The organism is Micromonospora sp. NPDC127501, assembly GCF_040302185.1.
Classification (GTDB): Bacteria; Actinomycetota; Actinomycetes; order Mycobacteriales; family Micromonosporaceae; genus Micromonospora.
This window is the reverse complement of record NZ_JBEORJ010000014.1, coordinates 84,669-98,673: the sequence shown is the minus strand read 5'-3', so window position 1 is coordinate 98,673 and position 14,005 is coordinate 84,669. Positions and strand designations below refer to the sequence as shown.

Below are 14,005 nucleotides of genomic sequence, written 5' to 3'. Positions count from 1 at the left end.
GGAAGGGCCGGCACCCAGCGGGGTGCCGGCCCTTCGCTCGTCAGTGTGCGTCAGTCCCGGGCCGGCGCCAGGCCGGCGGCGGTGAGCGAACGGCGTACCGCGGGCTGGACCCGGGTCAGCCGCAGCGGCACCCCGGTCCGCTCGGCCGCGTCCCGACCGGCCATCAGCGCGGCGATCCCACCGGCGTCGAAGCCACCCGCGCCGACCAGGTCGACGACCACCTCGCTGGGCTGACCGGTGACCGCCTCCAGCATGGCCCGGCGCAGCTGGTCCGCGCCGTCGCGGTCGATCTCGCCGCCGACCTCGACCACCACCGAGTCGCCGTTCTGCTTGACCGAGATTCGGGTCTTGCCCGGGTCGGGTTCGGCGGCGCCGTTCTGCCACGGCGGCGGCGCGTCGGCGAGCATCGCCTGGCGCAGCCAGGTGAGCGCCCGCGACAGCAGCCGGGACACGTGCATCTGCGAGATGCCGAACCGGGCGGCGATCTCCGCCTGGGTCTGGTTGCCGTAGAAGCGCATCGCGAGGATCCGTCGCTCACGCCAGGGCAGTCGGTGCAGCAGGCCGCTCACCGTCACCCGGTCGTCGACCGACTCCAACGCGTTGTCCGACTCGCCGACCAGGTCCCCGAACTCGGCGGAGCTCTCCCCACCCACCGGCGCGTTCAGTGAGGCCGGGCTGTAGCCGGCCGCCGACTCCAGGGCGGCGAGGATCTCCTCCTCCGGGGTCTCCAGCCGGGCCGACAGCTCGGCCACCGACGGGGCCCGGGACAGCTCGCTGGTGAGTGCGGCGGTCGCCTGACCCACCTCGAGGATCAGGTCCCGCAGCCGGCGGGGCACGTGCACACCCCAGGTACGGTCCCGGAAGTGCCGTTTGATCTCGCCCACGATGGTGATCGCGGCGTACGCGGTGAACGAGCCCCGTTCCGGGTCATAGCGGTCGACGGCGTTGACCAGGCCCAGCCGGGCCACCTGCTCCAGGTCCTCCAGCGGCTCCCCCCGCCCCCGGTACCGGCGGGCCAGCCGGCCGGCGAACGGCAGCGCGAAGCGCACCAAATCGTCCCGGGCCTCCCCCCGCCGCTCCGGCGGCAGCCCGGCGATCCGGGCCGCGTACGCCATCGCCGCCGCGTCGAGATCCTCCAGACCTCGATCGGTGGGTGGTGGTGGGGTCGTGGTCGTGGTCGTGCTCGTCTGTCCGAACATCCGCGCCTCCCTCAGGAAGGTCCCCCGCCCGGATCGGGAAACCGGTCGTGCGCGTGGTCGAGCCACGCACCGGGCCGGAAAGTGGGTCAGTGACTGGGATGCCAGCGGGCGACACCGCCTCTACGCAGCGCAATCAGGCCGTCGCAGCCAGCGATGTTCCCGCTCCGTAGGTACTCAATCACGAGACCCCGGGTTCGCGAGGATGTTTCGGCGTCCTCCGTCTCAGGAGACCAACAACCCCTGGTGGCCGCCGCTGTCGCGGAGCACGGCCAGTGCCTCGGCGACCCCCAGCGGGGGCGGCGCGGGCAGGTCGTACGGCTGGGCGCGCAGCACCTCGGTGGCGCGGCGGGTGGGCACCGAGGTGACCGGGTAACCCCGGGCGGTGGTGCGGTCCAGCGCCCGACGCCGCCGGCCGAACCCGGCGACGGCCAGCCACTGCGGCAACCCGGCCAGCGCGGGTGAGCGCACCCCGGGCGGTTCGGGCAACACGTCCACCGAGCTGAACGCCTCGCTGCCGGCGAGCCACCACTCGGCCTCGTCGACGCTGCGGCGGGTGGCGTTCTCACACCAGTACGGCACCAGCCCCGCCCGCACCACCTGCCACGGGTCGAGCAGTCGACCGCACTCCACCACCAACCGGTCACCGGTCTTGCCGGCGCGCCGCAGCCACCGCCGGTACAGGTCGGCCACGCCCGCGCTCAGCGCCGCCGGCCGGGGCACCAACACCCGGTGCAGCGGGTGCTGGTTCCGGGTGGACCAGTCCCGCGCGGCCAACTCGAAGCCCGACTCGACGCCGTGCTCGGCGTACGCCGACGGCACGGACACCTCCGGCGGCTCCCACCGGGTCGCGTCGCCCCCGACGGAGCGCAGCACCTGCCGCAGCGCGTGGCTGTCCGGGTGGAAGTCCACCGGGTCCAGCCCACTGCCCGGGCAGCCGACCTGGAAGCTGTGCCCCGGCCCACGCTCCAGCGCCGGCCAGGTGCGCGCGTCGCGGACCAGCAGCACGGGGGCACCCGGCACCAGCCGGTCGGCCAGGAACCGCGCGTACGCGGCCGGTAGGGCCCTCCACGCGGCTGTCAGCGACACGGTCGCCCCGGCCAGCGCGCCACGGCTGGCCGGGCAGTGCACCTGGCGCAGGTGCAGGTCGGCGTTGCCCGCGAGCAACCGGCTGGCGAGTGCCGCGCCGTGCTCCGCGGCGTCCGCCGGGCGGTCCACCCCGCCGTCGGACCAGTGCACGGTCATCTCGAAGCCCGCCGGCAGCCACGGCACGCCGAGGGCCACCGCGAGGTGTGCGGCCGCGCCGTGCGGAGAGCCGATCAGCACCCCGGGGTAACGCCGGCGGGGGTACTGGTCGACGAACCAGCGGGCCACCCTCGCGGCGTCCACCTCGTCGATCTGGGCGACGGTGAGCGCGACCCGGCCGGCGGCGCGGGTGACCGCGGCACGGCGTACCGGCTCGGGGGCACCGGGGAACCGCGACGTCGGCCCGGTGTGCCCGAGGTCGGCGCAGTCGACCCCGCGCAGTGCCCGGGCAGTGGCGGCGACCAGCACCCGGGCGGAGCTGCCCGCGGCCACGACCCGGTCGCCGGCCAGACCGGCGCCATCGGCCGTGAGCCCCTTGTGCACCTTGTGCACCGGCCCCACCTTGCCTCGTTCGCTCACCACGCGGCCCGGCTTCCCGTCCCGATGGGGTTCAAACGGGGCATCACCCACCCGGCGGCACATTCCGCTGGTCAGCGGAGTGCCCCGGTCATCACCGGCGTTCGGCGGCTCGGGTTTCGCCAGGGCCAGGACGGGCACTTCCGGGGCCATGCGCACCGACGACACCAGCGAGCCAGCCGCCGCCACGATCACCCCGTACGAGGACGGACCGCTGCTGGTCCGCGGCGACTTCGCGTTGGTCACCCCGGACGGCGAGCGCATCGACGCGCGGCGGGGCACCGTCGCGTTGTGCCGGTGCGGCAAGTCGGCGCTCAAGCCGTTCTGCGACGGCACTCACAAGGCGATCAACTTCCGCGCGGGCACCACCCGCGAGGGCTGACCCCAGGTCGCCGCGTCACGCAGCGGGAGGACGCGGAGGACCGCACCAGAGGCAAGCCGCCCTAGCTCTGCACCCGCCGACGCGCCAGTTACGGACCGCGTGGTGCGCGGGCGGGTGCAGAGCAAGGGCGGACAAGCCCCTCGGATCAGACGAGCGCGGGCGGGGCGACCGCGGGCGCCGCGACAAGCGAGACCTTGGGCGGCACGGCCGGCGGGGCCGGTGCGCGCAGCGAGCTGCGGCCGGCGGCCCAGCTGTCCAGCAGGTGCGCGGCGAACAGCCGGTCCACCGCGAGCCCGGCCGCGGCACCGAAGAGCACATCGGAGGCGAGGGCCGGCTCAACGCGGACCAGGCCGCCGCACATGTCGTGCGCGGCGATCTGCTCGTGCACCGCGTCGGCCTCGACGTGCTCGTCGTAGAAGCGGGTGGCCACCTCGTCGAAGCCGAGCCGGCGCAACCCTTTGCCGTAGCGACGGTTGGGCAGCGAGGAGGTCATCTCGAACGCGGCCAGGTGCCCGAGCAGCGCGCCGCGCAGCCGTCGGTGCAGCCCGAACAGCGACATCAGGTTGTTGGTCGCCAACGTCACCGCCGGCGCCACGTCGATGTGGGCGCCGTAGGCGGTGTCCAGGCCCAGCCGGTCGAGGGTGCTGCGGAACAGCTCGGCGTGCATCCGGTCCAGCCGCCCGTTGCCGTACTCGTCGGTCTGGATCTCCACGAGCGCGGCCTTGGCCGGGCCGCCGAGGCGGGGCAGCGCCCAGCTGTGCGGGTCCGCCTCCCGCAGGTGATAGACGGAACGGTGGGTGACGAACTCGCGGAACTGGGTGAGGTCGGCGCGGCGTTGCAGCGTCGCGGCCAGCGACGGACCGTCGTCGGCCGCGACCAGCTCGGCCAGGCCGGCCGCCACCCCGGCGGCGGGCACCGACGGCGCGCCGACCAGCCGACGCAGCGCCGCCTCGAAGACCCGTTCGCAGCGGGCACGCAGCGCCAGTAACGTCGGCTGCCACTCCCACGACTCGTCCACCCCGAGCCAGCCCCGGTAGTGCAGCTCGTAGCAGAGGAACAGCGTCAGCTGCAGGTCCTCGTCGGTGATCGGGTCCGCCGGGTGGAGGTCGACGCCGAGATCGACCGGCAGGTCGTGCGGCGGGTGCCGCAGAGCCTCCACGACCGCTGCGGAGAGCGGACCTCGTGCCGTCGGCAGGGTCGCGGGACCGTAGCGGCGGTCGGCGGGCTCGGACATGGGACCTCCAGCGTCGTCGGGCCGCTACTCATGCCCTGGTCCGGGGTGGCTAAACGAAGTCGTCCGCGTTCGCGGTGACCTCCACCTGCTCGCGGACCTTCCGGGCCGGAGCGCCCTCGGCGTACAGGCCCCGCAGGTCGGCGAAGGCGGGCTCCGGCGGCGCCAGCGACACCGCCGGGTCGACGACCGCCTCCAGTACGCAGGGGCGGTCCGCGGCGAGTGCCTCGTCCCAGGCCGCGCCGACCAGCTCCGGACGGTCCACCCGCACCCCGTGCAGCCCCAGCAGCCGGGCCCACCCGGCGTACGGCACGTCGGGGCGGCGGCGGGTCGGGTCGGACGACGGTTGTCGCCCGCCACCCATGCCGTTCTGGTCCCGGTTGTTGAGCACCAGCACCACCAGCCGCGGGTCGCGCCACTGCTGCCAGAGGTGCGAGACCGTGATCAGTTCGGCGAGCCCGTTGAGCTGCATCGCCCCGTCACCGACCAGCGCGATCACCGGCTGGTCGGGCGCGGCGAGTTTGGCCGCCACCGCGTACGGCAGGGCGCAGCCCATCGAGCCGAGGGTTCCGCACAGCTGCGCGTTGACCCCTGGTGGCAGGGTGAGGTGCCGGGCGTACCAGTAGAGGACCGAGCCGACGTCGACGGCGACCGCGCCGGTGCCCGGCATCCGGGCGGACAACTCCTGCAGGACGAGCTGCGGGTTGACCGGGTCCGCGGCGGCGGCGACGCGCTCGGCGGCGACCTCCCGCCAGCGGTCCACCGAACTCTCCACCGTGGCGCGCCACTGCTGTTCGGGCCGGCCGCGCAATCGGCTCAGCAGCGCCCGCAGCGTCTCGGCGGCGTCACCGACCAGCGGCACGTCGGCCGGGTAACGGGTGCCGATCCGGCGGCCGTCGATGTCGATCTGCACAGTGCGCGCCTGCTCGGGCATCGGGAAGTAGTCGGTCCACGGGTCGTTGGTGCCGACCATCAGCAGGGTGTCGCACCCACCCATCAGCTCGGCCGCCGCCGGGGTGCCGACCTCGCCGAGCACCCCGGTGTGGAACGGCAACCGCTCGTCGAGCACCGGCTTGCCGAGCAGCGAGGTGGCCACACCGGCGCCCAGCCGGTCGGCGATCTCGATGATCTCGGCGGCCGCGTCCCGACCCCCCTGGCCCACCAGGATCGCGGTCCGCTGGCCGCCGCTGAGCAGCTGCGCGGCGGCGTCCAGGTCCACCTCGTGCGGCAGGACCCGGGCCAGCGGTTCGCCGGGGGTCGCCGTGATCACCCCCGCGCCGTACGACTGCAGGTCGGGTACCAGCGCCTCCTGCAACTGTCGCGGCAGCACCACGCACGTCGGGCTGCGGGTCGCCGCCGCCGTCCGGAACGCCTGGTCCAGCAGCGCACCCACCTCATCGGGGCTGCGCCCGTACCGGACGAACTGGTTGCACACGTCCCCGAAGAGCCGGCTCAGCCCGATCTCCTGGTGCGCGCCGCCGAGCGGCCCGGAGATGTCCTCCCCGACGATGGCCACCACCGGCTTGCTGTCCAGCTTGGCGTCGTAGAGGCCGTTGAGCAGCTGGACGGCGCTGGGGCCCTGGGTGGCGAGGCAGACCCCGATGCCGCCGGTGAACTTGGCGTGCCCGGTGGCCATGAACGAGGCGGTCTCCTCGTGCCGGGCCGGGATGAACGCCGGCTCGCCGCCGGTGCGGTCCAGCGCGTCGACCAGTGGAGCGATCGCCTCGCCGGGGTACCCGAAGGCGCGGGGCACCCGCCAGGCCAGGAGCCGCTCCACCACGACGTCCGCGACCGTTCGGTCAACCATTGCCGCGCCCCGGTGTGCTGGGGTCGACGTAGCGCAGTACCGCGCCGACGCCGTCGGTGAGGTCGGGCGCCTCGTCGGGGCCGAGCACGGTCAACTCCGCGTCGGTACCCACGAGCGCCCGGACCAGCGCCGCGTCGGCGCGTACCCGCTGCGGGTCGGCGACCGACATCGCGGCCAGCTGCCCCGGGTCGACGGCGATCTCGGTGGGCTGCGCGCCGATCCACAGCTCACCGTTGGCCGACGGGTCGTCCACGATGATCATCGTGTCGACCTGGTTGCGTTGCAGGGCCGAGACGACCGCGTCGAGGCCGCCGCCCACGTCCTCCTGCACGCCGAACTTGTCCAACGCGGCGCTGATCCGCTGGTCGGCGACCTCCGCGATGGTCTGCACGGTGAGGTCGTCCAGCATGGTCTGGTCGGCGCCGCCGGCCCGCGACCCGGCGTCGGTACGGACCACCAGGTTCTGCCAGCGCTCCGGCATCTGGGCGGCGATCATTCCGGTGGCCCGGACGTCACCGGCGACCACCACCACGTCCGCGCCGACCTGGTCGGCCAGCTGCACCGTCGCCGCGGTGACGTCGCCGGCGTTCTGGTGCCACGCCTCCATGGCCGCCCGCTGGTAGCGCGACTGGGACCAGCCGCCGGGCTTCGCCCGCCGCAGGGGGAACTCGTCCCGGCCGGCGACGTGCGCCCGCCGGGGCACTCCCCCGGCGCTGACCGCCATGGCGTCGGCACCGAGCCGGTCGGCGACCACACGGACCCAGGCCACCTGCTCGCCGCGTTGAGCGAGCAACGGCATCACGTGCGGCAACGGCCCCACGTGGGCCAGGTCCCGCAGTGGCGGCGCGGACAGGAACTCGGAGAGCACCACCCGGCCGTGACTGGCGAAGACCGCCAGGCCGTAGTCCCCGACCATCGGATCATGACCTCGGACCACCCGGTCCAGCGCGGCGATGTTCGCCTCGTCCGCCCCCTGTTCGGCCAGGCTGCGCTCCAGGGCGCGCCAGCGCAGATCCAACGCGGGATGGGCGTCCTCCGTGTCCGCGGAGGCGTCCAGATACACCGAGCACCACGGCCCGGGACGGTCGTAGAGCGGGCGCAGGAAGGACAGCTGCATGCTCGACCCCTTTCCAGCTCGGCCCCCCGCTTACCCGGGTCGCCGGGGATGTCACCTCGCGGTCGTGAGCCCGTGACCAGGTTTCATTCACGTCGTTCAACCGAGGACGTCGATACGATCTGTGAACACAAGCGGACTCTCGGTGGTGGGAATGGACAGCGGACTCGATACCCGACGGATCGTGCACCCGACGGAACGAATCGTCACCGGGCGGCTGGTCCGCCTGCTCGACGGCTACACCCGTGAGGTACGCATCGGTCAGCCGGTGCTGGTGGCGGTGCTCGCGGCAGCGGCCTTCGCCCGGTTGCCCGCCCTGCTGCTGCGCTCGCTCTTCTCGTTCGGCGGCGGCGGCACCCGCCGTCGCTGGAAGGAGCTGAAGCAGGGCCCGGAATACCTGGTCACCCCGGTGCGGCTACGCAACACCGCCGGTCAGCTCTGCGAGGTGGAACTGCACGGCCACCTGCCGCAGAGCGCCCTGCACCCGGCAGACCAGGTGCAGCTCACCCTGCGCCCGCAACGCGACCCGGACCTGCCGCCCCGGATCGAGCGGATCGTCAACCTCACCACCGGGCAGCTGCTGACCCCGCGTACGGCGACCCTCTGGTCGCATCTCGGGCCGCCACTGCTGTTGCAGGCGTTCCTGGGCACGCTGCTGGTGGCCGGCATCGCGGCCTGCTCCGCGCTGACCTGACCGGCCCCGGCGGGTCGGTGGTTCAGCCGACCGGGGCGGGCGTGCGGGCGGGTCGGTGGTTCAGCCGACCGGGGCGGGCTCGCGGGCCGGTTGCCGGTCGACGCCGAGCATGCCCCGGCGGCGGGCCCAGCGCTCGAAGGCGAGGGTGGCGAACGGCGGCACCGCGCTGGCCAGGGCCACCGCCGTGGCCAGCAGGCTCCACCGGTGCAGCCGGGCCACGGCCAGCACCAGCAGGACGTACGCGACGAACAAGCCGCCGTGGATCGGCCCGAAGATCTTGACGCCCAGCTCGTTGTCCGGCGGACCGTACTTGACCAGCATGCCGACCAGCAGGGCCAGCCAGGAGCAGGCCTCGGCGATCGCCGCCGCGACGAACAGCCGGGTCACCTTCTCGCGCATCCGCACGCCACCACCTCTCGGCCCGCAATGCTATCGGTCCGCTCTGGCTGGGCTAACGGGGCGGGCAGTTGGGTAGGAAAGGGTCCTCGGGTCTTCCCCCGCCCGCCGATCACGTGCGAGGTTAGGGGGACCAGCGGTGACGGGGTGGTGACCATGGGCGAGGACGTCGGCGTACGAACCTTCAGTCGAGAGGATCGAGCCCGCTACCGCGACAAGGTCCGCCGCTGCCTGGATGTCTTCGCCGAGATGCTGCGCGAGTCCCGCTTCGACCTCGACCGGCCGATGACCGGCGTGGAGATCGAGCTGAACCTGGTCGACGAGGCGTCGAATCCGGCGATGCGCAACGCCGACGTGCTGGCGGCCATCGCCGATCCGAGCTTCCAGACCGAGCTGGGCCAGTTCAACATCGAGATCAACGTGCCGCCGCGCCGGCTGACCGGCAGCGGCACTGCCGACTTCGAGGAGTACGTGCGGGCCAGCCTCAACGCCGCCGAGGTGAAGGCTCGGGCGATCGGTGCGCACATGGTCATGATCGGCATCCTGCCGACGCTGCGCCCCGAGCACCTGACCGCCGAGACACTGTCGGCCAACCCCCGCTACAAGCTGCTCAACGAGCAGATCTTCGCGGCCCGCGGCGAGGATCTGCCGATCGCCATCAGCGGGGTGGAACGGTTGGCGGTCACCGCCGACACGATCACCCCGGAGGCGGCCTGCACCAGCACCCAGTTCCATCTCCAGGTCAGCCCGGCCCAGTTCGCCGACTACTGGAACGCCGCCCAGGCGGTGGCCGGCGTCCAGGTGGCGGTCGGCGCGAACTCGCCGCTGTTCTTCGGCCGGGAGCTGTGGCGCGAGACCCGCATTCCGTTGTTCCAGCAGGCCACCGACACCCGGTCTGAGGAGATCAAGGCCCAGGGGGTACGCCCCCGGGTCTGGTTCGGCGAACGTTGGATCACCAGCGTGTTCGACCTGTTCGAGGAGAACGTGCGCTACTTCCCGGCGCTGCTGCCGGTCTGCGACCCGGAGGACCCGGCGCAGGCACTCGCGGCCGGTGAGGTGCCCAATCTGGCCGAGTTGCGCCTGCACAACGGCACCGTCTACCGGTGGAACCGCCCGGTGTACGACGTGTCACGGGGCCGGCCGCACCTGCGGGTGGAAAATCGGGTGCTGCCCGCCGGCCCGACCGTGCTGGACACCATCGCCAACGGCGCCTTCTACTTCGGGTTGGTGCGCGCCCTCGCCGAATCGGACCGGCCACTGTGGTCGCAGATGTCGTTCAGCGCCGCAGAGGAGAACTTCACCAGCTGCGCCCGGCACGGCATCGACGCGCAGGTCTTCTGGCCCGGTCTCGGTTACCTGCCCGTCACCGAGTTGGTGTTGCGCCGGTTGCTGCCGATGGCGCATCACGGCCTGGACCGGTGGGGGCTCGACCCGGCCGAGCGTGACCGGTTGCTCGGCATCATTGAGCAGCGCTGCCTGACTGGCCGCAACGGCGCGACCTGGCAGGTGGAGACGCTGCACCGGTTGGAGTCGGCCGACCACCTGGACCGGCCGGAGGCGCTGCGCGAAGTGGTCCGACACTACGTCGACCTGATGCACAGCAACCGACCGGTGCACGAGTGGCCGATCCCGTGAGCACTCCGGACGGGTAGCCCGATCGGCGCGGGGCTCAGCCTCGCGGAGTGGGAACACCGAAGAGATCGATGATGCCGCCGGGAAGCTGGGCGAGCAGGTCGTGTCGCTCGTCGTCGTTCAGCGCCTCGGCGACGGTACGCAACACCGCCTGGGCGTGTTGACGCACCTGGTCCGCATTCGCGACCTGTTCGCGGTCCCCGACGTTCTTCAGGAACTCGCCGACGTCCCACCGGCGGCCCTGCGGGTTGCGGGTGACGGACCCGTTCAGCCGCTCCGGTAGCTGTGCCGCCAGGTTGTCCGCCTCCTGTCCGGCGAGCCGCTCACCGAGCACCGACAGGACGGCCTGTATGGACCGTACGGCTTCGTTCTCACCGAGGCCCGCGCGCTGTCGTACCGTGGCGATCATCTGCTCGTACTCCATGCCCTGCTCCTTCGGTCTCGTCGGCATGCCGTCGGGCCTGCCTGCGGACGAACGGGGCGAGTTCCCAGGCTCCCTGGCGACAAACGGGGTCGCGCGCGGACCCGGACTTTCCGCCGTCGGCGGGCGAGGCCTCGCAAAACATGCCAGTAGCGCCACCCGGGTTGCCAGGTGAGCCGGATCGGGCCCTCGTCCCTGTGGACCCCCATATCGATCGATGACTGTCGTAGGCTGTGGCAGCTCGCACACATCGTCTGATCACGATGAGGGGACGCCCGTGGCCACTTCCGGAACAGACCCAGCCGCGATCCAGGGGCCCGCGCGAGTGCCCCTGTCCCGTCGACACATGCTGCGGATGGGAGCGGCGGCGGCCGGTGGCGCGGTGCTCGTCGGCTCGGCGGAGGCCACGTCCGCGCAGGCCGCGCCGGTCGGTGCGAAGCGCGTCCTGCGGGCACCGGCGCTGGCGCCCGGTGACCGGGTCCGGGTCGTGTCGCCCGGCAGCACGCCCGACCCCACGAACATGGCCCGCGGCATCGAGATCCTGCGGAGCTGGGGCCTGGAGGTCGAGCTGGGCAGGCACGTCTTCACCAAGTACGGCTACCTGGCCGGCACCGACGCGCAGCGGCTGGCCGACCTGAACGCCGCACTCACCGACCCGGGCGTCCGGGCTGTCTTCGCCGCCCGAGGTGGTTACGGCACACAACGGATCGTCGATCAGATCGACGTGTCCGTTCTGCGCCGAGACCCCCGGGTGGTCGTCGGTTTCAGCGACATCACCAGCATCCACGGCAAGCTCTGGCGCGAAACGGGCCTGGTCACCTTCTACGGCCCCATGGTCAACTGGAGTGACGACCGCACCGGCCCCGAGTCGGCCGAGGCGCTCCGCAGGGCGGTGATGACCACCGCATCGGTCACGATCTCCCGGGACCCGGCCGAGACAGCCGCTTCCGTGGTGGTGCCGGGGCGGGCATCGGGGCCCCTGCTCGGCGGTTGCCTGACGCTGATCTCCACCTCGCTCGGCGCGGAGGACTCCCCGAAGTTCGACGGCGCGATCCTCTTCTTCGAGGACGTGGACGAGGCTCCCTACAGCATCGACGGCATGCTGACCGAACTGCGCCGCGTGGGCGTGCTGCGCAGGGTCGCCGGTGTGGTCATCGGCCAGATCACCAACAGTGTCGGTGAACCGGGCGAGTGGGACGCGGCGGCAGTGCTCAAGGACCGCCTGTACGACCTTGGCGTGCCGGTCCTGGGCGGGCTACGGCTGGGGCACGGCGAGGGGCAGCTCACCGTTCCGCTGGGCTCGCGCGCCACGATCGACGCCACGGCAGGGACCCTGACTGTGGAGCCGGGGGTCCGCCCGCGCTAGGGGCTCAGGCCTGCGGCGTCGGGCCCCAGGGGGACGGGTCGTCGCGCAACCGGCTGTACAGGTAGCCGTCGCGCCACTGGCCAGCCCGAAACTCGCTGGCCCGCACGACGCCCTCGAGCTGGAAGCCGGCCATTTCCAGCGCCCGTTGCTCGGCGACGTTCTCGGGGTGCGTACCGGCCTGGATGCGCTGGGCCGGGCTGTGGTGGAAGAGGTAGTCGCAGAGCAACGCCTGGGCGCGCCAGCCGATGCCCCTCCCCCGCCACTGCGGCAGCAGGGCGATGCCGATCTCCCAGTACGACGCCCGTCCGGCGTAACGCCCAGCGGTGTAGCTGACGACGCCGGCGGCGGCCTGCTCCTGCTCGACCTCCACGACGAGCCGTCCGTCGTCGTCGCCGAGGTAGCCGTCGGCGGCGAACCGCCGCGCCGGCACCCCGGCATCCCGGAAGCCGGCCCAGTCCAGACCGATCAGGCCCGGCTCGGTGCAGAACCTCCGGAACATCGCCAGGTCGGGCTCGGCAACCGGCCGTAGCCGGACAGTGCTGTCGACCGAGACGGGCACCGACATACCGCCACTTTCCATGGCGGACACGCTAGCTCGCGCAGAGCCAAGGCTGGGTTCGGCGCCGTGGGCACACAGAGCGACCGGCGGTGACAGCCGAGGTTCTGGTCGGGTCTCCGGGACGGCGGCGAGGACCACCGGGGGGTCGTCTCCATGCCGCGCGACCGCTCCTTTGGAGCTGAATCGTTAACGACATCACCCCGGCCCGCCCGGGCCCACCCCGGCCCAGCGCGGCCCAGCCCGGCCCAGCCCGGCCCAGCGGCCGGACTCTCCGGCAGAGGCAGCCGAGCCAGCCGGGCTGAATCGTTTGCGACATCAGCTCCAAAGGCAGCGCGCGAAGAAACTCCCCCGCCGGCAGACCTGGCCGCCGCTCAGACCTTGAGCAGCACCTTCGTACAATCGTCCTGCTTCTTCTGGAAGATCTTGTAGCCCTTCGGGGCGTCACGCAGCGGCATCCGGTGGCTGACGATGAAGCTCGGGTCGATCTCGCCGCGCTGGATGCGCTCCAGTAGCGGCCGGGTGTAGCGCTGGACGTGGCACTGACCGGTCCGCATGATCAGCGAGCGGTTCATGAACGCGCCCATCGGGAACTTGTCGACGAAGCCGCCGTACGCGCCGACGACCGAGACCACCCCGCCGGAGCGGCAGGCGAGGATCGCCTGCCGCAGCGCGAACGGTCGTTCCGTCTCGGCTCGCGCGGCCTGCTTGGCCCGGTCGTACGCGTACATGGCGGCGTTGCCGTGGTGGCCCTCCAGGCCCACCGCGTCGATGCACGCGTCGGGGCCCCGGCCGGCGGTCATCTCGTTCAGGGTGTCCAACACGTCGACTTCCTCGTAGTTGATCGTCTCCGCGTCGATGTGCTCCTCGGCCCGCCGCAGCCGGTAGGGGAACCGATCGATGACGATCACCCGCTCCGCGCCGAGCAACCGGGCGCTGGCCGCGGCGAGCAGCCCGACCGGCCCGGCGCCCCAGACGGCGATCACCTGCCCCGGTTTGATGTCGCACATCTCGGCGCCCATGTAGCCGGTCGGGAACACGTCGGCCAGCATGACCGCCTGGTCGTCGCTGATCTCGTCGGGCACCTTGACCGGGCCGACGTCGGCGAACGGCACCCGGGCGTACTCGGCCTGACCACCGGCGTAGCCGCCGAGCAGGTGCGAGTAGCCGAAGATGCCGGCCGGCGAGTGCCCCATGATCTTCTCGGCGATGCCGGCGTTCGGATTGGAGTTCTCGCAGACCGAGTAGAGGCCGCGTTGGCACGACGAGCAGTGCCCGCAGGCGATCGGGAAGGGCACCACCACCCGGTCGCCGGGGGCGAGGTTGCGGACCTGCGGGCCCACCTCCACCACCTCGCCCATGAACTCGTGGCCGAGGATGTCGCCCTTGCGCATCGCGGGGATGTAGCCGTGGTAGAGGTGCAGGTCGGAGCCGCAGATCGCGGTGGTGCTGATCCGCACGATCGCGTCCCGGGCGTTCATGATCTTCGGGTCGGGTACGTCGATGACCTTGACGCTGTCGGTGCCCATCCAGGCGGTGGCCTTCATT

The 14,005-nt window shown here is 72.5% G+C and carries 13 protein-coding genes; 4 read left to right on the top strand and 9 right to left on the bottom strand.

The features are described 5' to 3' along the window. Positions 1 to 50 precede the first annotated feature (50 nt). Together ABTW72_RS27645 and ABTW72_RS27640 are read right to left on the bottom strand one after the other, a co-directional pair. Positions 51 to 1,199, bottom strand: coding sequence for a SigB/SigF/SigG family RNA polymerase sigma factor (locus ABTW72_RS27645; protein WP_112587482.1), 1,149 nt, complete (start codon positions 1,197 to 1,199; stop codon positions 51 to 53). A 222-nt stretch (positions 1,200 to 1,421) separates the two neighbouring features. Then, entirely contained in the window at positions 1,422 to 2,864 is a 1,443-nt protein-coding gene (locus ABTW72_RS27640; RefSeq protein WP_350863444.1) for a hypothetical protein, read from the bottom strand. A 145-nt stretch (positions 2,865 to 3,009) separates the two neighbouring features. On the opposite strand from ABTW72_RS27640, the gene ABTW72_RS27635 reads away from it, so the two are divergent. Further along, positions 3,010 to 3,240, top strand: coding sequence for a CDGSH iron-sulfur domain-containing protein (locus ABTW72_RS27635; RefSeq protein WP_112587484.1), 231 nt, complete (start codon positions 3,010 to 3,012; stop codon positions 3,238 to 3,240). Between the two features lie 145 nt (positions 3,241 to 3,385). Here the strand turns inward: ABTW72_RS27635 and ABTW72_RS27630 are convergent, their stop codons facing one another. From ABTW72_RS27630 to ABTW72_RS27620, 3 genes are read right to left on the bottom strand one after another with little or no spacing between them, the layout of a single operon-like run. After that, entirely contained in the window at positions 3,386 to 4,474 is a 1,089-nt protein-coding gene (locus tag ABTW72_RS27630; protein WP_350863441.1) for an iron-containing redox enzyme family protein, read from the bottom strand. A gap of 49 nt (positions 4,475 to 4,523) precedes the next feature. Next, positions 4,524 to 6,278, bottom strand: a complete 1,755-nt coding sequence (locus ABTW72_RS27625) for a thiamine pyrophosphate-binding protein (RefSeq protein WP_350863438.1) — start codon at positions 6,276 to 6,278, stop codon at positions 4,524 to 4,526. Continuing rightward, complete coding sequence (locus tag ABTW72_RS27620) at positions 6,271 to 7,395, bottom strand: baeRF2 domain-containing protein (protein ID WP_350863435.1); 1,125 nt, start codon at positions 7,393 to 7,395, stop codon at positions 6,271 to 6,273. Before ABTW72_RS27620 ends, ABTW72_RS27625 begins: the two co-directional genes overlap by 8 nt. A gap of 142 nt (positions 7,396 to 7,537) precedes the next feature. On the opposite strand from ABTW72_RS27620, the gene ABTW72_RS27615 reads away from it, so the two are divergent. Further along, positions 7,538 to 8,086, top strand: coding sequence for a hypothetical protein (locus tag ABTW72_RS27615; protein ID WP_350863674.1), 549 nt, complete (start codon positions 7,538 to 7,540; stop codon positions 8,084 to 8,086). Between the two features lie 60 nt (positions 8,087 to 8,146). On the opposite strand, the gene ABTW72_RS27610 is transcribed toward ABTW72_RS27615, so the two are convergent. Then, the gene (locus ABTW72_RS27610; protein WP_112602008.1) at positions 8,147 to 8,485 is read right to left on the bottom strand and encodes a DUF3817 domain-containing protein; all 339 of its coding nucleotides are present in this window, start codon (positions 8,483 to 8,485) and stop codon (positions 8,147 to 8,149) included. A 153-nt stretch (positions 8,486 to 8,638) separates the two neighbouring features. Between ABTW72_RS27610 and ABTW72_RS27605 the strand changes: the two genes are divergently transcribed. Next, on the top strand, positions 8,639 to 10,117 hold the full coding sequence (locus tag ABTW72_RS27605) for a glutamate-cysteine ligase family protein (protein WP_350863433.1): 1,479 nt from the start codon (positions 8,639 to 8,641) through the stop codon (positions 10,115 to 10,117). A gap of 34 nt (positions 10,118 to 10,151) precedes the next feature. On the opposite strand, the gene ABTW72_RS27600 is transcribed toward ABTW72_RS27605, so the two are convergent. Further along, the gene (locus ABTW72_RS27600) at positions 10,152 to 10,538 is read right to left on the bottom strand and encodes a DUF2267 domain-containing protein (RefSeq protein ID WP_350863431.1); all 387 of its coding nucleotides are present in this window, start codon (positions 10,536 to 10,538) and stop codon (positions 10,152 to 10,154) included. Between the two features lie 343 nt (positions 10,539 to 10,881). On the opposite strand from ABTW72_RS27600, the gene ABTW72_RS27595 reads away from it, so the two are divergent. Continuing rightward, positions 10,882 to 11,901, top strand: coding sequence for a S66 peptidase family protein (locus tag ABTW72_RS27595; RefSeq protein WP_350863428.1), 1,020 nt, complete (start codon positions 10,882 to 10,884; stop codon positions 11,899 to 11,901). Between the two features lie 4 nt (positions 11,902 to 11,905). On the opposite strand, the gene ABTW72_RS27590 is transcribed toward ABTW72_RS27595, so the two are convergent. Both ABTW72_RS27590 and ABTW72_RS27585 read right to left on the bottom strand, forming a co-directional pair. Then, a complete protein-coding gene (locus ABTW72_RS27590; RefSeq protein ID WP_350863425.1) occupies positions 11,906 to 12,481 on the bottom strand; it encodes a GNAT family N-acetyltransferase in 576 nt (191 codons plus the stop codon). Between the two features lie 350 nt (positions 12,482 to 12,831). Further along, entirely contained in the window at positions 12,832 to 14,004 is a 1,173-nt protein-coding gene (locus tag ABTW72_RS27585; RefSeq protein WP_350863422.1) for a zinc-dependent alcohol dehydrogenase, read from the bottom strand. Between the last annotated feature and the right edge of the window lies 1 nt (position 14,005).

Excerpts from the sequence above, each read along its gene's own strand:
- ABTW72_RS27610 (WP_112602008.1), bottom strand. The coding sequence starts at position 8,485 with ATGCGCGAGAAGGTGACCCGGCTGTTCGTCGCGGCGGCGATCGCCGAG.
- ABTW72_RS27620 (WP_350863435.1), bottom strand. The coding sequence starts at position 7,395 with ATGCAGCTGTCCTTCCTGCGCCCGCTCTACGACCGTCCCGGGCCGTGG.
- ABTW72_RS27605 (WP_350863433.1), top strand. The coding sequence starts at position 8,639 with ATGGGCGAGGACGTCGGCGTACGAACCTTCAGTCGAGAGGATCGAGCC.
- ABTW72_RS27625 (WP_350863438.1), bottom strand. The coding sequence starts at position 6,278 with ATGGTTGACCGAACGGTCGCGGACGTCGTGGTGGAGCGGCTCCTGGCC.
- ABTW72_RS27635 (WP_112587484.1), top strand. The coding sequence starts at position 3,010 with ATGCGCACCGACGACACCAGCGAGCCAGCCGCCGCCACGATCACCCCG.
- ABTW72_RS27595 (WP_350863428.1), top strand. The coding sequence starts at position 10,882 with ATGCTGCGGATGGGAGCGGCGGCGGCCGGTGGCGCGGTGCTCGTCGGC.
- ABTW72_RS27600 (WP_350863431.1), bottom strand. The coding sequence starts at position 10,538 with ATGGAGTACGAGCAGATGATCGCCACGGTACGACAGCGCGCGGGCCTC.
- ABTW72_RS27645 (WP_112587482.1), bottom strand. The coding sequence starts at position 1,199 with ATGTTCGGACAGACGAGCACGACCACGACCACGACCCCACCACCACCC.
- ABTW72_RS27630 (WP_350863441.1), bottom strand. The coding sequence starts at position 4,474 with ATGTCCGAGCCCGCCGACCGCCGCTACGGTCCCGCGACCCTGCCGACG.
- ABTW72_RS27585 (WP_350863422.1), bottom strand. The coding sequence starts at position 14,004 with ATGAAGGCCACCGCCTGGATGGGCACCGACAGCGTCAAGGTCATCGAC.
- ABTW72_RS27590 (WP_350863425.1), bottom strand. The coding sequence starts at position 12,481 with ATGGAAAGTGGCGGTATGTCGGTGCCCGTCTCGGTCGACAGCACTGTC.